21 protein-coding genes are annotated in these 21,213 nt (G+C 71.8%); 10 read left to right on the forward strand and 11 right to left on the reverse strand.

Going from position 1 to position 21,213, the window contains the following annotated elements; translation table 11 throughout:
* The first annotated feature begins 86 nt into the window (after positions 1–86).
* A complete protein-coding gene (locus ABZ939_RS25565) occupies positions 87–3,614 on the forward strand; it encodes a BTAD domain-containing putative transcriptional regulator (protein WP_361859500.1) in 3,528 nt (1,175 codons plus the stop codon).
* Between the two features lie 247 nt (positions 3,615–3,861).
* Here ABZ939_RS25565 and ABZ939_RS25570 read toward each other — a convergent pair whose 3' ends face one another.
* A complete protein-coding gene (locus ABZ939_RS25570; RefSeq protein ID WP_361859503.1) occupies positions 3,862–4,758 on the reverse strand; it encodes a siderophore-interacting protein in 897 nt (298 codons plus the stop codon).
* A gap of 154 nt (positions 4,759–4,912) precedes the next feature.
* Between ABZ939_RS25570 and ABZ939_RS25575 the strand changes: the two genes are divergently transcribed.
* Both ABZ939_RS25575 and ABZ939_RS25580 read left to right on the forward strand, forming a co-directional pair.
* Positions 4,913–5,113, forward strand: coding sequence for a hypothetical protein (locus ABZ939_RS25575; protein WP_361859506.1), 201 nt, complete (start codon positions 4,913–4,915; stop codon positions 5,111–5,113).
* 174 nt (positions 5,114–5,287) lie between these two features.
* Complete coding sequence (locus tag ABZ939_RS25580; RefSeq protein ID WP_361859509.1) at positions 5,288–6,466, forward strand: acyl-CoA dehydrogenase family protein; 1,179 nt, start codon at positions 5,288–5,290, stop codon at positions 6,464–6,466.
* Positions 6,467–6,557: 91 nt separating this feature from the next.
* Here ABZ939_RS25580 and ABZ939_RS25585 read toward each other — a convergent pair whose 3' ends face one another.
* Entirely contained in the window at positions 6,558–6,980 is a 423-nt protein-coding gene (locus ABZ939_RS25585; protein ID WP_361859512.1) for a MarR family transcriptional regulator, read from the reverse strand.
* Between the two features lie 163 nt (positions 6,981–7,143).
* Here ABZ939_RS25585 and eno point away from each other — a divergent pair, with 163 nt between their 5' ends.
* Positions 7,144–8,451: a phosphopyruvate hydratase gene (gene eno / locus ABZ939_RS25590; RefSeq protein ID WP_361859515.1), complete on the forward strand. Its 1,308-nt coding sequence runs from the start codon at positions 7,144–7,146 to the stop codon at positions 8,449–8,451.
* 44 nt (positions 8,452–8,495) lie between these two features.
* Here the strand turns inward: eno and ABZ939_RS25595 are convergent, their stop codons facing one another.
* Both ABZ939_RS25595 and ABZ939_RS25600 read right to left on the reverse strand, forming a co-directional pair.
* The gene (locus ABZ939_RS25595) at positions 8,496–8,777 is read right to left on the reverse strand and encodes a pyrimidine/purine nucleoside phosphorylase (protein WP_361859517.1); all 282 of its coding nucleotides are present in this window, start codon (positions 8,775–8,777) and stop codon (positions 8,496–8,498) included.
* Positions 8,778–8,912: 135 nt separating this feature from the next.
* Entirely contained in the window at positions 8,913–10,196 is a 1,284-nt protein-coding gene (locus tag ABZ939_RS25600) for an NAD(P)/FAD-dependent oxidoreductase (protein WP_361859520.1), read from the reverse strand.
* A 165-nt stretch (positions 10,197–10,361) separates the two neighbouring features.
* Between ABZ939_RS25600 and ABZ939_RS25605 the strand changes: the two genes are divergently transcribed.
* Entirely contained in the window at positions 10,362–11,228 is an 867-nt protein-coding gene (locus tag ABZ939_RS25605; protein WP_361859523.1) for a GNAT family N-acetyltransferase, read from the forward strand.
* A gap of 51 nt (positions 11,229–11,279) precedes the next feature.
* Here the strand turns inward: ABZ939_RS25605 and sigJ are convergent, their stop codons facing one another.
* Positions 11,280–12,215, reverse strand: a complete 936-nt coding sequence (sigJ, locus tag ABZ939_RS25610) for an RNA polymerase sigma factor SigJ (protein ID WP_361859526.1) — start codon at positions 12,213–12,215, stop codon at positions 11,280–11,282.
* 152 nt (positions 12,216–12,367) lie between these two features.
* Between sigJ and wrbA the strand changes: the two genes are divergently transcribed.
* The 3 genes from wrbA to ABZ939_RS25625 are packed head-to-tail and all read left to right on the forward strand — an operon-like array spanning position 12,368 to position 14,048.
* Positions 12,368–12,976, forward strand: a complete 609-nt coding sequence (gene wrbA, locus ABZ939_RS25615) for an NAD(P)H:quinone oxidoreductase (RefSeq protein WP_361859528.1) — start codon at positions 12,368–12,370, stop codon at positions 12,974–12,976.
* A gap of 38 nt (positions 12,977–13,014) precedes the next feature.
* Entirely contained in the window at positions 13,015–13,455 is a 441-nt protein-coding gene (locus tag ABZ939_RS25620) for a nuclear transport factor 2 family protein (RefSeq protein WP_361859531.1), read from the forward strand.
* A gap of 56 nt (positions 13,456–13,511) precedes the next feature.
* Positions 13,512–14,048, forward strand: a complete 537-nt coding sequence (locus ABZ939_RS25625) for a hypothetical protein (RefSeq protein WP_361859533.1) — start codon at positions 13,512–13,514, stop codon at positions 14,046–14,048.
* Positions 14,049–14,097: 49 nt separating this feature from the next.
* Here ABZ939_RS25625 and ABZ939_RS25630 read toward each other — a convergent pair whose 3' ends face one another.
* The 5 genes from ABZ939_RS25630 to ABZ939_RS25650 form a co-directional block, all read right to left on the reverse strand.
* The gene (locus ABZ939_RS25630; protein WP_361859536.1) at positions 14,098–14,742 is read right to left on the reverse strand and encodes a GAP family protein; all 645 of its coding nucleotides are present in this window, start codon (positions 14,740–14,742) and stop codon (positions 14,098–14,100) included.
* A 348-nt stretch (positions 14,743–15,090) separates the two neighbouring features.
* Positions 15,091–15,762, reverse strand: a complete 672-nt coding sequence (locus ABZ939_RS25635) for a DUF4389 domain-containing protein (RefSeq protein ID WP_361859539.1) — start codon at positions 15,760–15,762, stop codon at positions 15,091–15,093.
* 66 nt (positions 15,763–15,828) lie between these two features.
* The gene (locus tag ABZ939_RS25640; protein ID WP_361859542.1) at positions 15,829–16,734 is read right to left on the reverse strand and encodes a potassium channel family protein; all 906 of its coding nucleotides are present in this window, start codon (positions 16,732–16,734) and stop codon (positions 15,829–15,831) included.
* Between the two features lie 176 nt (positions 16,735–16,910).
* On the reverse strand, positions 16,911–18,251 hold the full coding sequence (locus ABZ939_RS25645; protein WP_361859545.1) for a nicotinate phosphoribosyltransferase: 1,341 nt from the start codon (positions 18,249–18,251) through the stop codon (positions 16,911–16,913).
* A 143-nt stretch (positions 18,252–18,394) separates the two neighbouring features.
* Positions 18,395–18,814 carry an arsenate reductase ArsC gene (locus ABZ939_RS25650; protein ID WP_361859547.1) on the reverse strand — a complete coding sequence of 140 codons (420 nt, stop codon included), beginning with the start codon at positions 18,812–18,814 and terminating at the stop codon, positions 18,395–18,397.
* A gap of 90 nt (positions 18,815–18,904) precedes the next feature.
* On the opposite strand from ABZ939_RS25650, the gene ABZ939_RS25655 reads away from it, so the two are divergent.
* Both ABZ939_RS25655 and ABZ939_RS25660 read left to right on the forward strand, forming a co-directional pair.
* Positions 18,905–19,213, forward strand: a complete 309-nt coding sequence (locus ABZ939_RS25655; RefSeq protein ID WP_361859550.1) for a metalloregulator ArsR/SmtB family transcription factor — start codon at positions 18,905–18,907, stop codon at positions 19,211–19,213.
* 34 nt (positions 19,214–19,247) lie between these two features.
* On the forward strand, positions 19,248–20,009 hold the full coding sequence (locus ABZ939_RS25660; RefSeq protein WP_361859552.1) for an MIP/aquaporin family protein: 762 nt from the start codon (positions 19,248–19,250) through the stop codon (positions 20,007–20,009).
* 45 nt (positions 20,010–20,054) lie between these two features.
* On the opposite strand, the gene pstS is transcribed toward ABZ939_RS25660, so the two are convergent.
* Entirely contained in the window at positions 20,055–21,182 is a 1,128-nt protein-coding gene (pstS, locus tag ABZ939_RS25665) for a phosphate ABC transporter substrate-binding protein PstS (protein ID WP_361859554.1), read from the reverse strand.
* Between the last annotated feature and the right edge of the window lie 31 nt (positions 21,183–21,213).

A 21,213-nucleotide genomic window follows, 5' to 3' on the forward strand; every position in this document is an offset into this window, starting at 1 on the left:
ACCATTGTCGAACCCGCACCCCTCCGACGCCATGGCGGCGACACGCGTCGTGCCGGAGATTTCTCGCGCCGGGGCAGAATGGGCCGGTGATCCCCCGCTACCGCGTCCTCGGCCCCAGCCGGGCCCTCCGGGCCGACGGCCGCGAGGCCGTGCTCAGCGGCGCCCGGCTCCGGGCCCTCCTCGCCGCGCTGGCCGCCGCGGGCGGACGCGGCGTCGGGGTGGGCGAGCTGATCGACCGGATCTGGCAGGACGGCCCGCCCGAGGATCCCACCGGGGCGCTGCAGGCGCTGGTCGGGCGCCTGCGCCGGACGCTCGGCCGGGAGGCCGTCGCCTCCACGGCCGGCGGATACCGGCTCGGCGCCGGCCCCGAGGACGTCGACCTCCATGTGTTCGAGCGGCTGGCCGCCGAGGGGGCCGACGCGCTCACGGCGGGGGATCCGGGACGAGCGGCCCGACTCCTCGACGAGGCGCTCGGGCTGTGGGGCGGACCCGCGCTCGCCGACCTCCCGGGCCGGGAGACCGACCCCCTCGTCGTACGGGTGGACCGGCGCCACGCCCAGGCCCAGCGGGACCGCCTCGCAGCCGACGTGGCCCTCGGCCGGGCGGCGAGCGCGCTGGACCCACTGACTGCCCTGGCCGCCGAACATCCGCTGGACGAGCCCCTCCAGGCGCTCCGCATCCGGGCTCTGCGGGCGGCGGGCAGGCCCGCCCAGGCCCTGCAGGCGTACGGCGAGGTCCGCACGGTCCTCGCGGACCGCCTGGGCACGGATCCGGGGCCGGAACTGAAGGGTCTCCACGCCGAGTTGCTGACGGGCGACGCCCCAGCCCCCTTGGCTCCTGCGACGCCCGCGGCCGCCGTGGCCCCGGTGGCGGAACGTCCTCGCGTCCCCGCCCGGCTCACGTCCTTCGTCGGACGCGATACCGAACTCGACGCCCTCGTTGCCGAGTTGCGCGAACGGCGTCTCGTCACGCTGCTCGGGACCGGCGGGGTCGGCAAGACCCGGCTCGCCCTGGAGGCCGCCGAACGGGGCTCGCCGCACTGGCCGGAAGGAGTACGGGTCGCCGAACTCGCCTCCGTACGCGCGGAGTCCGACGTCCCCTCCGCCGTCCTCACCGCACTCGGTGCCCGGGAGACGCAGCTGTGGAGCGGGACGTCGGCCGTCGAGCCGGGCGAGCGTGACGCGCTCACCCGGCTCGTGGAGCACTGCGCGTCACGTCGCCTGCTGCTGGTCCTGGACAACTGCGAGCACGTGGTGGGCGCGGCGGCGGAGCTGGTGGAGCAGCTGCTGGTCCGCTGTCCCGGCGTCACCGTCCTCGCCACCAGCCGCGAGCGGCTGGGCGTGCCGGGGGAGTTCGTACGTCCGGTGGAGCCGCTGCCGCCGGACGGCGCGCTGCGTCTGCTGGCCGAGCGAGGGGCGGCCGCGCGGGCCGGATTCGACCCGGCGGACGACCCCGAGGCGTGCGCGGAGATCTGCCGCCGCCTCGACGGTCTGCCGCTGGCGATCGAGCTGGCGGCGGCGCGCCTGCGGCTGCTGGCCCCGCGCCAGATCGCGGACCGGCTCGACGACCGCTTCCCGTTGCTGACATCCGGGGCCAGGACCGTGCTGCCCCGACAGCAGACCCTGCGCGCGGTGGTCGACTGGTCCTGGGACCTCCTGGACGAGAGCGAACGGACAGTTCTGCGCCGACTGTCGGTCTTCTCGGGCGGCTGCGACCTGGAGGCAGCGGAGGCCGTCTGCACGACGGCCGCCCCCGGCGCGACCGACGGCGCGGGCGGGGACGCGGCCGGTGGTGGGGTCCACGGTGCGGATGACGGGGTGGCCGATGGCGAGGTCCACGGCGTGGCTCACCGTGCGGCCGACGGTGCGGCTCACGGCGTGGCCGATGGCGCGGCTCACGGTGCGGCCGACGGCGCGGCCGACGGCACAGGCCGGGATGCGACGGCGGCCGTGCCCGCCGATCGCGTCCTCGGCCTTCTCGGCGCGCTCGTCGACAAGTCGCTCGTCGTCGCGGTGCCCGACGGCGAAGGGGCCATGCGTTACCGGCTCCTGGAGACCGTCGCCGAGTACGCCGCCGAGCGTCTCGACGAAGCCGGGGACCGCGCCGCCGCCGAGCGGCGTCACCTCGTCCACTACCGGGAACTCGCCCGCACCGGAGACCCCGCACTCCGGGGGCCGGGTCAGGACGTCTGGCTGCGCCGTTTCGAGAGCGAGCACGACAACCTGACGGCCGCTTTGCGGACCGCCGTCGACCGTCGCGAGGAGCAGGAGGCGCTCTGCCTCGTCCTGTCCATGAGCTGGTTCTGGCAGCTCCGTGCCCGGCAGTCCGACGCCCGCGTCTGGTCCCTGGCGGCGGCCGCCCTCGGCCCCGACCCGTTCGCCCCGCCCGTACGGCGCGCCGTCCCCCTCGCCGAGCGCTGCACCGACACGCCGCCACCGTGGAGCGAGGAGCAGCTATGGGAGGCCCGGCGCGGCTGCCGGCTGCTCGTCCTCTCGGCCGAGGGCGGCGAGGGTGCGACGGCTCTGGAGCGGCCCGAGACCCGCGCCCGGCTGGACGCCGTCGTCACCGCCTACCGCCCCGGCATGCCGCAGAACTGCCGCCAACCCGGCTCGATGTGGTTCTTCGCCCGCCTGATGACCGGCGAGTTCACCGGCCTCGACGACACGCTGGAGGCCATGGCCGCCGCCTGCCGCGCCGAGGGCGCCCACTGGGAGCTCGCCTTCGCCTTCCTCCTGCGGGCCAAGCTCCTCGGTGACCGCCTCGACGACGCCGAACAGGCGCTCGCCCTCTTCGAGCGGGCCCAGGACTCTTGGGCGATCGCCGAGTCCCTCTCAGCGCGCGGAGAGGCGTACGAGCGGGCCGGCCGTCTCGCCGAGGCCGCCGCCGACTTCGAGCGCGCCGCGCAGGCCTCCGCCCGGCTCGGTGCCCGCTCTCAGGTCCCCGTCTTCACGGCCCGCCTCGCCGCCGTACGGCTCCGTTTTCCGGCCGCCGACCCGGCGGCATGGGCGGATGCCGAACGCCTGCTGGTCGAAGCCGCCGAGCACACCGGGGAGCCGACCGGTGAGCCGGTCAGCACGGCCCGGCTGCTGCTCGCCCAGCACTACGGACACACCGGGCGAACGGCCCTCGCGCGAGAGCAACTCCGGCGCATCGAGGGTGAGTTCCGAGGCGACACGCCCGACCTCTTCGCCGGTCTGACCGGCGGCCTGCGGGGCTGGCTCGACTGCCTCGACGGGGCCTACGCCGAGGCCGTCGGACACCTGGCCCATGCCGTGCGGGACGTCGAGACCCTCGCATACCTCGTGGCGCCGTACCTCGTCGTCGGCCAGTTCGTGACGGCGGCCTGGGCCAGGGCCGGACTCGGCACGGCGGGCGACGCCGAGGACGGAGCCCGTCTCCTGGGCGCGTACGACGCCCACCGTGGACACGCCGGAGGGGCCGGCTTCCGCCCGTTCACCGGCCAGACGGAGGCGTCGATGCGGGAACACGCCGAGCGGGCCCTGCGGGCGGCCCTGGACCCGGAGACGTACACCCGGCGGTACGAGGAGGGCAGCGGCCTCTCGGTCCAGGAGGCCGCCGCGCTCGTCCGGCGCGGTGTGGCCTCCCGGACGTGAGGTCTCGGCCCTGAGGCCCCCGGTTGAGTTTCGGGGCCCGACGGGCCGGTCCCGAGCTCCCGGGCGGGTTGCCCGACGCCGCCGAGCCACCGTGCCTGAGGAACCAGCCTCGGGTTCCGGGCCCGAGGTCCCGGGCGGGTGGGCCGACACCACGAGCCACCGTGCCTGAGGGCCAGGTTCGAGTGCCGGGCCCCGAGGTCCCGGGCCGGTTGTGCGATGCCACGCGCCACCGGGCCGTCGCCGGACCTCAGGCCGCCCCGCCGCCCCCGCCCGCCGCCTCCAGTCGCTCCCTCGCCTCCGCGAGATCCTCCGGTGTGGGCGCGTCGTCCTGGGTGAGGCGCCGGCGCCAGTACCCCGTGAAGTCGACCGCACGCTTGTCGTAACCGCGCTCCTCGACCAGGTGCCGCCGCAGCGCCCGTACGGCCCCGGCCTCGCCGGCCAGCCAGACGTACGGCCTGCCGGACGGGAGCGCGGCCGCCCGCACCGCGTCCTCGACCGACGCGTCCCCGTGCAGCCAGTGCACGGTCAGCTCGCCCGCCGTCGCCGGCGGCTGCTGCTCCGCAGCGTCCGGGACCTGGACGAAGGCGAGGGCGCGGTGGCCGGGCGGGAGCGCCTCGGCGATGGTGGCGAGCGCGGGGAGCGAGCACCCGTCGGCGACCAGCAGCGTCCAGTCGGCCGTCCCGACGGTGACCGGCTGGGCGAAGTGATCCGACGGCCCGAACATGCCCAGCGTGTCGCCGGGCCGCGCAGCCCGCGCCCAGCGTGTCGCGGGACCCTCCCCGCCCTCCTCGCCCTCCCCGTCCTCGCCGTGGAGGAAGAAGTCGATGTCCACCGTGGCCGCGCCCGGATCATGCGCCCGGACGGTGTAGCTGCGCATCCACGGGCGCTCGGCCTCCGGAATCGCGGCGTACGCCGTGTACCAGCGCATCACGTCACCGTCCGGGTCCGGGGCGGGCAGCACGGGCTCGGTCCGCTCGCGCCGGGGGAAGTACAGCTTCACCTGCTGGTCGGGCCCGGTGAGTCGGAGGCCCGAGAGGGCGTCACCACCGAAGGTGACCCTCATCATGCGAGGGGTGATCGGCCGGACGGCGGCCACCCGGATTCGGCGCAGGGGAAAGGTCGTGGACGTCGTGGGCTGAGGCATCAAGGGCTCCCGTGTGTCGTGGCTCGGCCACCCACCCTCCCCGCCCCCGCCGACACGCCGCCGACACGGAACCGACGCGGCGGCACGGCCGGGATGCGGGACCGGTGGCGGGAAACGAGAATGGCGAGAGCCGGAAGAACTAGTAGGAGGCGGCATGAACGCTGAGTCCGACAAGACATCTCCGGGGGAGCGCCCGACGCCCGACCGCCTCTTGCATGCCGGGTCGGAGGGCGAGTACACGCCGGAGGACCTGGTCCTCGCTTCCGGGCGTGATGTGAATCCGAAGAACCTCGCGTGGGCGGAGCGCCGTATGGCGGAGAAGGGACGCGCCTCCCTGGACGAGCTCCTGCCCTGACACCTGCACCCCCGGACCACGCACCACCGCCTCGGTCCGACCACCCGGCCGGGCCCGGGCGGTGGTGCGTGCCCGTGGGCCAGGCCCGTCGTGGGGCTTCCCCATTTGTGAAACACGTTCTACCGTGGCCGCCGTCGCGCGCACGGTACCCAGGACGCTGCCACGGGAGGCCCCATGCACCTCGAGTACACGCCCGCCCAGCACCGCTTGCGCGCGGAGCTGCGTGCGTACTTCGCCGAGCTCGTCCCCGACGACGTCCACGCCCGGTACGCCGACCCGGCCGCCCAGAAGCGGTTCTACCGCGAGACCGTACGCAGGCTCGGCACCGACGGCTGGCTCGGGGTGGGGTGGCCCACCGAGTACGGCGGGCGCGGGCTGAGCCCCATGGAGCAGTTCATCTTCTTCGACGAGGCCGCCCAGGCCGGTGTCCCGCTGCCGCTGATGGCCCTGAACACGGTCGGCCCCACGATCATGCAGTTCGGCACCGACGAGCAGAAGGCGTTCTTCCTGCCGAAGATCCTCTCCGGAGAGATCGACTTCGCCATCGGATACAGCGAGCCCGACGCGGGCACCGACCTCGCGGCGCTCAAGACCCGAGCGGTCCGGGACGGCGACGCGTACGTCGTGAACGGACAGAAGATCTGGACGACCAACGGCGACACGGCCGACTGGGTCTGGCTCGCCGTCCGCACCGACCCGGACGCCCCCGCCCACAAGGGCATCACGATGCTGCTCGTCCCCACGAGCGACCCCGGCTACTCCTGCACGCTCATCAACACCCTGGCCTCGCACGACACCACGGCCAGCTACTACGAGAACGTGCGCGTCCCGGTCTCCCACCGCGTCGGCGAGGAGAACAAGGGCTGGCGGCTGATCACCAACCAACTCAACCACGAGCGCGTGACCCTCGCCGCGCACGGCACCATGGCGATCCGCGCCCTGCACGACGTGCAGCGCTGGGCCGCCGACACCAAGCTCGCCGACGGCCGGCGGGTGATCGACCTCGGCTGGGTGCGCCGCAGCCTCGCCCGTACGCACACCCGGCTCGACGCGATGAAACTCCTCAACTGGCAGATGGTGAACGCCGTCCAGCAGGGCACCCTCACCCCCCAGGACGCCTCGGCCGTGAAGGTCTACGGCTCCGAGGCGCGCCGCGACGCCTACGCCTGGCTCATGGAGGTCGTGGGAGCCGCCGGAGCCCTCAAGGAGGGTTCGGCCGGAACGGTCCTCCACGGCGAGCTCGAACGGGGCTACCGCTCGGCGGTCATCTTCACCTTCGGCGGCGGCAACAACGAGATCCAGCGCGAGATCATCTCCTGGATCGGCCTCGGAATGCCCCGCGTCCGGCGCTGAGCTCGTGTGACGGGATCAAGAAACCGATCCTGGCGCGACAACTCTCTGCGTGCCGACCAGTAGTTGGGCTTCGGTAGCGCGGCGGACGGCTCTAGCGCGTGGCGAGCCGCTCCAGCAGGGCGGCGCTCCGTGCCAGCAGCGCCCGCTCCTCATCCGTGAGTTCGGCCTCGATGGCCTGCGCGAGCCAACCGGCTCTTCGGCCGCGCTCCGCTTCGAGCGCGGCCCGGCCCGCGTCCGACAGCTCGACCAGCGACTTGCGGCCGTCCGTGGGGTGCGCCCGGCGCGTGATCAGGTTCTGTTCCATGAGAAGCCCCACCGACCGGGCCATCGACTGGGGGCGTACGCGCTGATCGGCAGCGAGGTCGCTGGTGGTCATGGCGCCGTTGCGGTCGAGCGCGCCGAGCACGGCGGCCTGGCCCAGAGGGATGCGGTCCTCGTGTTTGACGCGTCGGGTGAGCTTGCCCATCGCGGTGCGCAGTTCGGCGGCGATGGCGGCGGCTTCCGAGGTGGGCATAGGGCACTTTACCCCGTTGGTCAGCAAAGCTGTGCACCTGACCTGTACAGCAATGCTGTACAGCGAAACTGAACAGCATTGCTGTATGGTTTGGCGTTGTCGGGCTCAGCGCCAGCGCTGTCGCAGCCGGGGCCACGGCACACGACAACGGGAAGGGCCTCCCATGTCCACAACGGCAGACGGAACCGTCGACGCCGCCATCGAGACCGTCACCGCCCGCCGGATCATCGACAGCCGGGGCAACCCCACGGTCGAGGTCGACGTCGTCCTGGCGGACGGTTCCCTGGGGCGCGCGGCTGTACCCTCCGGCGCCTCCACCGGTGCCCGGGAGGCCGTGGAACTGCGCGACGGAGACTCCGCGCGCTGGCACGGCAAGGGCGTCGACCGCGCGGTGGCCCACGTCAACGGGGAGATCGCGGCGTCCGTGCGCGGCCGGGACGCGGCGGACCAGGCGGGTCTCGACGCCGCGCTGGTCGCCCTCGACGGCACCGCCACGAAGTCTCGGCTCGGCGCCAACGCGATCCTCGGCGTCTCCCTCGCCGCCGCCAAGGCCGCCGCGGCGGCCCACCGGCAGCCCCTCTACCGCTACCTGGGCGGCGCCGACGCCCACCTCCTGCCGCTGCCGATGATGAACATCGTCAACGGCGGCGCCCACGCCGACAATCCGCTGGATTTCCAGGAGTTCATGATCGTGCCCGTGGGTGCGGACACCTTCGCCGAAGCCGTGCGCATGGGCAGCGAGGTCTTCCACACCCTGCGCCGCGATCTGCTGGCCGCCGGGCACTCCACGGGCGTCGGCGACGAGGGTGGCTTCGCGCCCGAGCTCCGTACCGCAGAGGAGGCGCTCGACTTCGTGATGACCGCCATCGAGCGCACCGGCTATCGCCCCGGTGCGGACATCGGCCTGGTCATGGATCCGGCGTCGTCGGAGTTCTTCCGCGACGGGGTGTACGACTACGCCGGGGAGGGGGTGCGCCGCACCCCCTCCGAGAACGCCGACTACCTGGCCAAGCTCATCGACGCCTACCCGGTCGTCTCCATCGAGGACCCGATGGCGGAGAACGACCTGGACGGTTGGCGCGAGCTCACCGCCCGCGTCGGCGACCGCTGTCAGCTCACCGGTGACGACGTGTTCTGCACCAACGAGACGCTGCTGCGCGAGGGCATCCGCACCGGCGTCGGCAACTCGATCCTGGTCAAGGTCAATCAGATCGGGACCCTGACCGAGGCGCTGTCCGCGGTGGCCACGGCCCAGCAGGCGGGCTGGACGGCCGTCATGTCGCACCGCTCGGGCGAGACGGAGGACACCACCATCGCGGATCTGGCGGTGGCGACCGGTTGCGGTCAGATCAAGACCGGCTCGCTCTCCCGCTCCGACCGCACGGCGAAGTACAACCAACTGATCCGGATCGAGGAGGAGTTGGGCGACTCGGCGCGCTTCGCGGGCCGCTCCGCACTGGGTCGTGCTTGACCGGCAGGCAGAACTGGAAGCCCTGCCGGCCCGGTCAGGTCAGGTCAGCGGTATTCGCAGAGGTAGGCGGTCTCCACCGCGACCTTGAGCTGGAAGCTGCTGTCGCCGGGGACCTTGAAGTGGTCCCCGGCGGCGAAGATCTCCCAGTCGCCGGCGCCGGGCAGCTTGACCGTCAGAGCGCCGCTGACCACGTGCATGATCTCCGGAGCGGCGGTGCCGAACTCGTATTCCCCCGGAGCCATGACGCCGATGGTCGCCGAGCCTTGCTCCTGGGTGAACGCGATCGACTTGACCGTGCCGTCGAAATACTCATTGACCGTAAACATGGGCATCCTCGTACGAATCGTGCATAAGAGGTGGCCGGGTCATCGCGTACCGGCCACGGGTACGGGCACCTTAACGGGGCGGAGGCCGTCGGCGGGCGGCCCCCGCAGCCGGTCTCACGTGCTGGACGGAGCGGGTCATGACCTTGTGTGTGACAGGGGTGCGGGTGGCACGGCCTCCCCGCGATGCTTGAGGTTGACGATCGACGCCTTGGCCACTGCCACGGGGTTCAGGAATCGCAGCGGACCGATCAGGCGGGATGCGAACAGATACATGTGCCGCGCCATCGATTCATCGCGCGCCGCTGCCGAGAACATCAGCCGCTCCCCGGGGTTGAACGGACGGGCCTTGGCGAAGTCGGCGGCCAGCTGCTGGTGACCGCGCAGGCGGCGCTGGTGGATGCGTGCGTACGCCGCGAGCGACTTGTCGAGGTCGCCCCGACCGGTCGCGGCCGAGGCGACCGCGTCCGCCAGCCATTGCGCGGACTGCAGAGCCCACCCGCATCCCACCCCCCAGAGGGGATCGCCGGTCAGGGCGGCGTCGCCGATGAGCGCGACTCCCGGTGCGGTCGGCTTGCGGCTGTGGAGCGGGTAGTTGACCGTTCCGATCAGCTTCGTGATGCGTTCGGCGGAGTCGATGGGCGGGCCCTCGGGCAGCGCGCGGACGAATTCGAGGAAGCTGCCCTCCAGGTCTTCCCGGAAGGCCGGCAGCCGTTTCTTGTCCGGGAGCACCGCGAGGACCGTCACCCCGTCGTCGTTCGGAAACGCGTACGCCATGTGGGGCTCGAGGAACCAGGCGTGAGCGACCCCGCCGGGCAGCGGAAGGTTGCGGAAGTGCGCGAGATAGCCGAACCGTGTGTTCTCGTACTGCCGAGCAGGCACCCCGGCCGACTTCGCCACGTCCGAGTCCTTGCCGTCGGCGCCGACCACCAGGCGGGCCCGGATCTCACGTTCGCCGTCCGGAGTCGACACGCGCACCCCCACGGTGTGCCCGGCCTCCTGGACCAGCCCGGTCACCTGGTGACCGAGGAGCAGATCGACGCCGGGGGTCTCCGCCGCATGGGACCTGATCAACGGGTCGAGGGTGCTGCGCCGGATGTTGTACCCGTACGGCAGCTCGGGGCCCGTCGGCGCCGCCCTCGGCTCGATCCATCCCCAGCGGGTGTACCAGCGGGCATGGTTGCGGACGGCTCCCGCCTTCTCGAGAGCGGGGATGAGACCGAGTTCCTCCAGCACCGGGTAGGCGTTGGCCGTGATGGAGTGGGTGCACAGCACCTTGTACGCCTCGGGGTCCGAGCGGCGTTCCAGCAGTGCGACGCGGACGCCGCGCCGAGCGAGCAGGATCGCCGCGGCGCTGCCGGCGAGGCTGGCTCCGCTGATGACGACGTCGTAGTCGTGCCCCGCGCTCTCAGGCCTGGTCATGCCTTGATCGCCCCCTTCGGTTCGTGGTGCCGTTCATGGTGCAGTGCAACAGCTGTCAGGAATATGACCCATTGTCAAGGGTTTGTGGATCAGGGTGAGGCCTGATCCGCAGTGCTCTCGGAAACCGGGTGCGGACTCTCGGTGCGGTGAGGTGTGATCGGGGGTATGGCGATCGCATTGGGCAAGCCGGGAGTCGACGGGCTGACCGAGGTTGTGGGCGTGCTGCGGGAGTGGCAGTACGACGGGGCGCCGATGCAACTGCATCCGGGGGACCTCGGCTGGTTCTGGCGGTCGGGTGCGGAAGCGACCGCCGCGGCGGTCAGGACGTGGAGCCGGGACGGACAGATCCTCGCCGTCGGGCTGCTGGACGGCCCCGGGCTGTTGCGGCTGACGCTCGCTCCGGACGCTCGGCGGGACGAGGAACTGGCGCAGCAGCTGGTCGAAGACGTGACCGAGCCGGAGCGCGGTGTGCTGCCCCAGGGGAAGGTGAACATCGAGGCGCCGACAGGTGCGCTGGTCCACGATCTGCTGTCCGAGGACGGATGGAGAGCCGACGAGCCGTGGACGCCGCTGCGCCGCGACCTCACGGAGCCGGTGCAGGACCCGGGCGTGCGGATCGAGGTGGTCGGGCCGGAGCAGGCGCACGTGTTCGCCGCCGTACATCGGTCGGCGTTCGACGGGTCGAGCTTCACGGACGAGCGCTGGCACGCGATGGCGGCCGGACTGCCGTACGCCGACGCCCGGTGTCTGGTCGCGTACGACGGCCGGGGCGACGCGGTGGCGGCGGTGACGGTGTGGTCGGCCGGTCCGGGCAGGCCCGGGCTGCTCGAACCGATGGGCGTGCACCCGGAACATCGCCGCCGCGGCCACGGCGAGGCGATCACCGTCGCCGCGGCCGCCGCACTCAAGGAGCTGGGCTCGTCGAGCGCGAACGTCTGCACCCCGAGCTCCAACGTCGGCGCCGTCGCCACCTACAAGTCAGCCGGCTACGAGCCACGCCCCGAGGTCCGGGACCTGTACCGGGACGCCTAGGGCCTGTGTGCGAAAGAGGCTGGAGACGCCGGCCCGCCGGCGGGGCGGGCGTCATTCCCTCTTCCATGGCCGGAGCTTCTCGGGGTTGAGCACGGCCCAGATCCGTCGGATCCTGTCGTCCGCGATGTCGAACGCGTACACCGACACGAGGGCGCCGTCCAGGTGGGCTGCCAGACCAGGCTGACCGTTGACCGTGCACTCCCGGACCGCCAGCCGACCCGGGCGGGTCCGGTCGGCGAAGAAGCGGGCGATTTGCTCGGCGCCCTCGATCGGGCGGAGCTGCGCCGTGACGATTCCGCCTCCGTCTCCGACGGCGGTGGCGTCGGGGTCGAGCAGGCCGATGAGGGCGTTGATGTCCTTGGCCTGCCACGCCAGCCTGAACTCCCTGACGACACGGGCCCGTTGGGCCGTCGGCGACACGGGAGCCCGCGAGGCGTCGACGCGGCGGCGGGCCGAGGTCGCCAACTGGCGGCAGGCCGCCGGGGTGCGGCCGACGATGTCGGCCACATCGGCGAAGGGGTAGCGGAAGACGTCGTGGAGGACGAACGCCACGCGCTCCGCCGGGGTCATCGCCTCCAGCACGACGAGGAAGGCCATGCTGACCGACTCGTCGAGCGTGACGCGATCGGCGGGATCGGCCGTGCTGTCGTCCATCGCGCCGGTGGGCCACTCGGTGCGTGCGGGCAGCGGCTCGGGGACCCATTCCCCCACGTACCTCTCGCGGCGGACCCGGGCCGAGCGAAGCACGTCGAGGCAGATACGGCCGGCGACCTTGGTCAACCACCCCCCGGGGGAGGCGACGGCCTCCTGCTGCCGCCGGGACAGCGCGTACCAGCGGGCGTACGTCTCCTGCACGACGTCCTCGGCCTCGGCCAGGGAGCCCAGCATCCGGTAGGCGAGGTTGATCAGCCGACGGCGTTCACCCGTGAGCGCGCTCGACATCGGGTCGAGTCGGCCGTCCTGCGGTGGTGTCGAACTGGGCGTCATGGTCTTGAGGCTCCCTCGGTCGGATCTTCCCTCCCCTCTATGACGAGGCAGCGCCCCGAAATGTGAGATCGGCACCCCGCCTCACATTCCGCCGGGCCGTCTCGTCGTACCCGACAACGGAACGCGACGGAAGCAAACGGAGGTACACCGGCATGGAGCCCGTGAACGTCGCAGTCATCTACTACAGCACCAGCGGCAATGTGCACGCCCTGGCGCGAGCCGCCGTCGAGGGCGCCGAGAAGGCCGGCGCGTACGTCCGGCTCCGCAAGGTGGCCGAGACGGCCCCGCCCGAGGCGATCGACGCCCATCCGGCCTGGGCCCGCCACCACCAGGACACCGCCGATGTCACCGAGGCCGGGCACCGCGACCTGGAGTGGGCGGACGCGGTGCTGTTCGGCACCCCGACCCGCTTCGGCAACCCTGCCGCCCAGTTGCGGCAGTTCATCGACACCACCGGACCTCTGTGGTTCGAGGGCAAGCTCGCGGACAAGGTGTACTCCGCTTTCACCGCCTCCAACAGCGCCCACGGAGGCCAGGAATCGACCCTCCTGGCGCTCGGCAACACCTTCTATCACTGGGGCGGCGTCATCGTGCCCCCTGGCTACACCGACCCGATCCAGTTCAAGTCGGGTAATCCCTACGGAACTTCACACGTGGTCGGCGACGGGGAACCCGGCGAGGTGAGCCTGGAGGCAGCTCGCCACCAGGCCCGCCGTGTCGTCGAAGTCGCCGCCGCGCTCAAGGCCGGCCGCGCCGCCTGATGACATTCCGCAGCACACCACAACCGAAGGAGTACGCGATGACCACCCATGAGTCCGAGATCCGGGCGCTTCTGGCGAGCCGCGCCGACGCCCAGCAGACCAAGGACATCGACCGGCTCATGTCCTTCTACGCCGCCGACGCCGTCTACTACGACGTCGTCCCCCCGCTGCGGTTCACGGGCCCTGACGAGATCCGGCGCAACTTCCTGCGCTGGTTCGACGGATACGTCGGGCCCATCAGCCTGGAGACGCACGACCTCACCCTCGCGACCAGCGGGGACACCGCGTTCGCGCACATGCTCCACCTGGACTCGGGGGAGCGCAAGGGCGGGCTCCAGGCCTCGATATGGGTACGGGAGAGTGTCTGCCTCCAGCGGTCGAACGGCACGTGGTCGATCACGCACGAGCACATCTCGATTCCGATCGACCCGGCGACCATGACGGTCTGGCTCCCCTCCGACAAGAACCAGCTCGCCTGACCCTCGGCCGGCGTCGAAGGCGTTCGCACATGGAATTCACAGTGAGGAGCACCACCATGATCACCAGCGATTCGGGAGCCACTGCCATGCATCGGGGGAAACGATGGAATCCGCGCGGACGAGCGACGGTCATGAGGTTCGCCGCGGCATCGCTCGCTGCAGTTGCCGTCGGGGTGTGGGCTGTTGACAGCGCACATGCCGGAACTCCGAAAACGGGGCGTGTCGAAGTTCTCGAACTCAAGGTTCAGAACGATCAGTACACGGCTGCCGATCTCGGGCCCGCGGGGCCGAGCTTGGGTGATATGGACGTGTACTCCGGCACTGCCATAAAAGATGGGCACAATGTCGGACGTGGGGGTGGGTCCTGTCAGGTCATTCATGTGAAAGGCGAAGAACTCACGTCGCAGTGCCTGATCACGATGGAGGTCGAGCAGGGTTCTCTGACGATGCAGTCCTTGTGGACGAAGGGAGCAGCTTCCCTCGACATGGCCATCACCGGCGGTACGGGCGCTTACCGTAACGCGCGGGGCATCGCCCGCTTCTGGGACATCGCGACGCCGAACGAGAGGGTGCGGCTCGAAATTCTGCGCTGAGCGCGCGCGGCGTGGAGGGCGAGGACGATCGCCCCGCGGCCCGCCGGCGTCAGGCGACCAGCTCGTAGATGCTCCGGGCCGTCAGCCACAGGCCGATCAGCAAGGAGAGCGTGACCACCAGCTGATCCTGGTGCTGCTCCAGCCAGCTCCGCAGGGCGTTCAAGCGGGCGTTCGCGGCCGCGGGCGCCCAGACCGCGTACATCTCCATGACGATGAGGCTGAGCGTGGCCAGCAGGCAGTAGCCGGTCAGTACGAGCCAGTCGGTGAGGGTGGAGAGGTTCGCGTCGAGGGCGGTCGCGGCGCCGGCGCCCACCAGTGCCCAGGGCTGCAACAGCCATGCCAAACCGGCTGCCGTACCCAGGGATGCGTTGTCGATCCGGGCGGTCCAGCGTGGCGGGCCGTGCGGGCGGGGCGGTCGGCGGTGCCGGTACGCGCCGTACAGCACCAGCGCCAGGCCGATGGCGAGTTTCGCGGCGATCGCGGCGGTCGAGGGCGCGGTGTGACGGGCCGGGGGCTGACCGCCGGTCAGCAGCACCACGACGGCGATCACCGCCACCAGGTTGGCCAGCCATGACAGCAGGAACGCCAGCCCCTGACGAACGCCGCGCCGCGAGGAGAGCAGCAGGATGAAGGCGCTGTTGTGCAAAGGCCCCAGGGTGATGGCCGTGCCGATCAGCACCAGGTCGAGGACCATCGGGTCAGTCGCTCCTGGGTGTCAGGGCCGCTCGCCACCTCTGGACGAGGGACCGGCCGCGGAGGGAGGCGGCGCTGCTAGGGCCTGTCCGGCGGATCATGGCCGGGTCCGCGACGCCTGGCACGGCACCTCGCCGCGTTGCCGAAACGCCCCAATAGCTCCGCTATCGAGGCGCTCCGGCGCCTTGCGATGCACCGCACCAGACGCCGCGACCTATCCGACCCTGATCCGCCGGACAGGCCCTACGGTGCCGCATCCCGACTCTGCAGGCGGCGGCCCGGCCGGTCAAGCAGGCCACGCCCGCGAAGACTTTCGGAACAGTCCCCAGGGCCTGACCGTCAGCGGCTGTCAGCGGCCGTCGGTGACGCGCTCGGTCCCGGCCGGCTCCGTACCGCCCTGGTCGAGGCGGAAGGGCGGGTAGGCGTCCGTCATGAGGCTCGCGTAGGCGGCGACGCGCAGGACCCAGCGGTTCAGGCCGACGATCAGGGCGAACAGGTCGCGCGGATACCGGTCGGTGAAGGCCACGGCGAAGCCCGCGATGAGCGTGAGCAGCGTGATCAGGCCGCCGCTCCACCAGCCGGCGCGCATGCCGCCGGTGAAGAAGGCGATCACCAGGTACTGGGGGATGGCGAGCAGCCACCACTTGACCAGGACCAGTGAGCGGGAGAGCCGCTCCGGGTAGGCGATGTCGAGCCGGGCGGGGTAGTCGGGTTCGGGTCCCAGGCTGAAGGGCGGGTAGCGGTCGGTGCCGAGGGCGCCGTACGAGTAGTAGGACACGCGCCAGGACCAGCGGAGCACGCCGAGGTTGAAGTCGAACAGGCCCCGTGGGAAGCGCTCGGTGAACAGGATGGCGAAGAACGCGATCACCGTCACGACGAGGAAGGCGATCCAGAGGAAGAACAGCACGATCCAGTGGGGGATCACCAGGATCCATTTGACCAGCCACAGCCAGCGGGACAGCGGGGTCTCCAGCTCGGCGGTCACGGCCACCGGAGGCTGAGGGGCGTGCTGTATGTCCATGGTCGTCACTTCCTCGCCAGATCTTCCCGTGCGTACGCCGCCCGTGGCGCCCCCCACCTCTCAGGATCACCCGCTTCCGCCGCCCGGCGCAGGTCGGGCCGGCTCCGGGGAGCGTCCGTGGTCGTCGGCGTAGGCCCTGAAGACGTGCTCAGGGGCCTCTCCCGTGCGCAGGAAGCGCTCGTCGAGCACGGTGGCCAGGTCCTCCAGTGCCGTGCGCAGCACCGACGCGGAGAGCCGGACGTCCGGGTGACGGGCCTCGGCCGCCTGGTTCGCCAGGCCGAGGGCGTGGCCGAGCTGTCCGGCCAGGGACGTGTTCTCGTCCCCGTCGTAGAAGTAGTACGACTCGGCGTACTGCAGGAAGTCGACGGTGATGGTGGAGAGGGCCGAGGCGAGACCGTCCAGGAGCGCGGCGCCCCCGTCGGAGTCCAGGGCCTCGGCGGTGACCCGGCTGCGCCGCACGTGGGACAGCCGCAGGGCGAGCGCCCTGCGGCGGGCCAGCGCCGGGTAGATGCCGAGGATCCAGGCGACGGTCGCCGACAGCAGGACGAAGCCCACCAGGGCCTCCATGGGGGCGAGCACACGCAGCCAGCCCGAGGCCGGCGCGATGTCCCCCAGACCGAGCGTGGCCAGGGTGACCAGGGAGACGTAGAGAGCGTCGAGCGGACCCGCGTGCTGGGCGGGGGCGAGTCCCGCGGCGTACGAGAAGTCCCCGGGCATGTGGGGCCAGTAGATGAGCCCCCATCCCACGGCCACGGTGAGCGCCCAGACGGCGAGGACCGTCACCATGCCCATCGGGCCGGCGAGGCCGGCCGGCCTCCACCGCGCGCCGGGATGGGCCGACAGCCACCACACGGACCTCATCACCAGCCTGCTCAGACCGCCGTGGCGGGTCGGGTGCCAGAGGGTGTGGAAGAGGTCCCGGAGGATGAACAGCACCAGGACAGCGCCCGCGAGCATCGGAAGCCACGTCATTCCGGCACTCTTCCCCCGGCGGCGACGCACGCCCGCCGTCGGCCGCCGATCTCAGCCCGGTGGCGGACGGCGGGAGGCGGTCGGCGGGAGGCGGTCGGCGGCCGGGGGCGCGCCGAGGTCGGCCCGTCTGCGAGAGGCGGGCTGCTCCCCGGGTGCAGCCGGGCGCGGGCGGCGCTCTATGTCTCCTGCCCGGCGGCCGTCCGCGCCTCGATCCGGTGTCGTACGACGGTCGTCAGGACCGTCAGCCGCGTCGACATCGTGGGCGCCGGTGCCACCGGGTCATCGATACGCCGTGCCTCGTCCGGCAGCGCGGCGAGATCCGCCTCGAAGCGGGCGCGGGCGGCGGTCAGGGTGTCGGGCGGCTCCGTACGCAGCCCGCCGCGCATCACGGTCCGCAGGAGCGTCTCCGTGCCCTCGGGCGGCTCCTCGTTCGCCAGGCCGACGACGTCACGGATGCCGGGGCCGCGGAAGACCTGCTTCGGGCCCGGAGCCGTCGCCTTCGCAGACGAGAGCTTCATGACAGGCCGCCCGTCGTACTCGACCAGCTTGTACGCCGCGTCCAGGAACGGGGCGTCGGCGGCCACGCCGACCTTCGTTCCCACGGCGAACGTGTCGATCGGCGCCCCCTCCCGTACGAGTGAGGCGACGCCGTACTCGTCCAGTCCGCCGCTCGCGACGATCTGCACGTCCCTCAGCCCGGCCTCGTCGAGTGCGGTACGGGCCCGGCGGGCGAGCGCGCCCAGGTCGCCGCTGTCCAGGCGGATCCCGCAGCCACGACCGAGCCCGAGGTCAGCGAGGACGCGTGCGGCGGTAGCGACGCCGCGCTCGGTGTCGTAGGTGTCGACAAGGAAGGTCACGGGGCCCGGATGGGTGCGGGCGAAGGCCCTGAACGCGTCCTCCTCCGAGGCGAAAGCCTCGATGTACGAGTGGGCCATCGTGCCGACGGCCGGGATGCCGTACCGGGTCGCGGCGGCGACGTTGCTGGTACCGGTGAAGCCGACCAGGGCGCAGAGGCGCGCCGCCTGCAGGCCGGCCTCGGGTCCGTGGGTCCGGCGCAGCGAGAAGTCCACCAGGGGCCGCCCGGCGGCGGCGAGCACACAGCGTGCCGCCTTGGAGGCGACCGCCGTCTGGTGGCAGAAGAGGGACAACAGGTACGTCTCCACGAGCTGCGCCTGCGGCAGCGGCGCGGTGACCTCCAGGAGCGGCTCGCCGGCGAAGACGAGCCGTCCTTCGGGCACGGCGCGGACCTGTCCGTCGAAGGACATGCCGCGGAGTGGTTCGAGGTCCTCGACGGGTCGCCGCATCGCCTCGGCGAACTCCTGGACCTCGGAGCGTCCCACCCGGAACCGGGAGAGGTAGTCGAGCCCCGCTTCGAGCCCGGCGGCGACGAGGAACCCCCGGCCCGGTGGCAGGTCGCGTACGAAGAGGCTGAAGGTGGCCGGGGCCCGCATGTCCTCCCGCAGGTACGAGAGCGCCATCGTGACCTCGTACAGGTCGGTGGTGGTCACCTGGGACATGCTTCGAGCATGCGCGGCTGCCGGGTCCCTCGCACGGTGACGGTTGCGGCGGGGGAAGGCGCGCGGTGGTGTGGCCGAGGGCGCGGTGGTCGGAGCTGCGCTGCCTCCCTGACGTCGCCGTTCCGGCGACGGGCCGAGGCCGGTTACGCGCCCCGCGTCGCGTCGATCTCCGCGATGAGGCCCTCGATGAGGCCCTTGATCTCGTCGCGGATCGGGCGGACCGCCTCCACGCCCTGGCCGGCCGGGTCCTCCAGGGCCCAGTCCAGGTACTTCTTGCCGGGGAAGATCGGGCAGGCGTCGCCGCAGCCCATGGTGATGACGTAGTCGGACGCCTGGACGGCCTCGGTGGTGAGCACCTTCGGCCTCTGGTCGGAGATGTCGACGCCGGCCTCCCGCATCGCCTCGACGGCGGCCGGGTTGACCTGGTCGCCCGGGACGGAACCGGCGGACCGGACCTCGATGCGGTCGCCTGCCAGATGGTGCAGGAAACCGGCGGCCATCTGCGAGCGGCCGGCGTTGTGCACACAGACGAAGAGCACGGACGCGAGCGGAGCGGTGGTCATCGTTTCTTCCTTGCGGCAGGGACGGGAAGGACTGGGGGGCAGACGCCGTCGGTCTGGCATCAGCGTCAGATGATGTGACAGTATCAGTCCATGATGACGTCAGTCGATGCTGATCTGATCCGGGTTCTGGGTGATCCCCTGCGCCTCCGGATCGTGACCCTGCTCGCCCGCGAGACGCTCTGCACCACCCACCTCGTGGAGGAGACTGGTGCCAGGCAGACCAACCTCTCCAATCACCTGAGAGTGCTGCGCGAGGCTGGGGTCGTGGACACCGAGCCCTGCGGCCGGTTCACCTACTACCGGCTCAGGCCGGACGTCATCGAAGCGCTCGCCGGTCAGTTCGCCGCCCTGGCCGAGACCGCGCGCGCCAACGCCGACACCAAGAGAGCCTGCCCGTAGTCTCTCGTTTCACCTGCCCGAGGAGAACCTGCCCGTGACCGTCACCGAGCCCGCCGCGAGCGACGCCATAGCCGCCGACACGTCGCCGCAGCCCGCGCCCGGCGCCACCCCGCCCCGTACCCCGCTCGCCGCCCGCGCCGCCGCCGAGCTCATCGGCACCGCCGCACTGGTCGCGATCGTCGTCGGGTCCGGTATCCAGGCGACCCGGCTCACGGACGATGTCGCGCTGCAGCTGCTCGCCAACTCCACCGCCACGGTCTTCGGCCTCGGCGTCCTGATCGCCCTCCTCGGCCCCGTCTCCGGCGCGCACTTCAACCCTGCCGTCACGCTGGCCGAATGGTGGACCGCCCGCCGTGGCGGCGCCGGCGTGAACGCCCGCGAGCTCGGCGCGTACGTCCCCGCCCAGATCCTGGGCGCGATCGCGGGCGCGGTGCTCGCGGACGCGATGTTCGGCGAGCCGCTGGTGAAGTGGTCCACCCACGACCGCTCGGCAGGGAACCTGCTCCTCGGCGAGGTCGTGGCGACGGCCGGTCTGATCCTGCTGATCTTCGGCCTGGCCCGTACCGACCGGCTGCGGTTCGCCCCCGTCGCGGTCGCCTCGTACATCGGCGCCGCCTACTGGTTCACCTCCTCCACCTCCTTCGCGAACCCGGCGGTGACCATCGGCCGCGCCTTCACCGACACCTTCGCCGGCATCGCCCCCGCCTCCGTCCCGGGCTTCGTCGGCGTGCAGCTGATCGGCGCGGTCGTGGGCCTCGCGATGGTGGCGGTCGTCTTCGCCCGGCCCAAGGACTGACGGACCGGGGCCCCTCCACCGACCTGCGGCGAAGGGGCGGCACGGTCACGACAACGTGCTGATGACCTCGCGCACCTGCGCCGCGACGGAGTCGGGCAGCGGCGCGTAGTGGATGGAGTGCAGCTCCTGCTGTCCCTCCTCGCTGGCCGTGTAGGCGAGGAAGGACTTCAGCGCCGGCAGGCTCTCCGGCTTGTTTCCGGTGTCGCACACGATCTCGTACGTCACCAGGACGAGGGGGTACGCCCCCTCGGCGGAGGTCTTGTAGTCGAACTTCAGCCGCAGGTCCTTGCCCTCGCCCGCCACCTTCGCGGCGGCGATGCCGGCCGAGGCGCTCTTCGTGCTCGGCGCCACCGGTTCGGCCGCGCCCGTCGCGATGGCCACGGTGTCGATCTTCCGCTTCACCGCGAACGACAGCTCGAAGTAGCCGATGGCGCCCTCGGTCTGCGTGACCGCGGTGGAGACCGCGTCCGATCCGTTGGCCGAATGACCGCCTCTCGCCTGCCACTTCTTGTCTGCCGGGTACGGCCATCGGTCGCCGGCCGCACCCTTGAGGTAGGCGTTGAGGTTCTGGGTGGTGCCGGAGTCGTCCGCGCGATGCACGGGGACCACGGGGAGGTCCGGCAGCTTCACGTCCGGGTTGAGCCGTTGGATCGCCGGGTGGTTCCACTTCGTGATCCGCGCGTCGAGGATGCGGGCCAGGGTCGGAGCGTCGAGCACCAGGTCGGTCACGCCGGGGATGTTGAAGCCGATGGCTATCGGTCCGCCGACCATGGGAAGGTCGATGGCCCGTCCTCCGCGGCAGACATCCTCGGGGACGCTCCGGTCCTCACTCGTCAGGGCCTGGTCGGTCCCGCCGAAATTGGTGGCGCCCCTCTGGAACTGAGCGACTCCGGCGCCCGACCCGAGGGGGTTGTAAGCGAGTCGGACCTCGCCGCATGCCAACTGGTACTGCTGCATCCACCGCTTCATCGCGTTCTGCTGGGCGCTCGACCCCGAGCCACGCACCTGGCCGCCGCCGGCCGGGCACTCGATGTCGGGCACGGCCGCCGAGACGGCCGGCTTCGCCTCGTCGCTCGTGCCCCCCGCTCCGCAGCTGACCAGCAGCCCTGCCCCGAGGGCCAGAACCGCCGCCCTCTTCCACCGGCCATCCTGCGACGCAGGTTGGTTTCGCACGCTGATCTCCCTAGGGGCCACACGGATGGAC

The organism is Streptomyces sp. NPDC046712 (assembly GCF_040645695.1).
Taxonomy (GTDB): Bacteria; Actinomycetota; Actinomycetes; order Streptomycetales; family Streptomycetaceae; genus Streptomyces.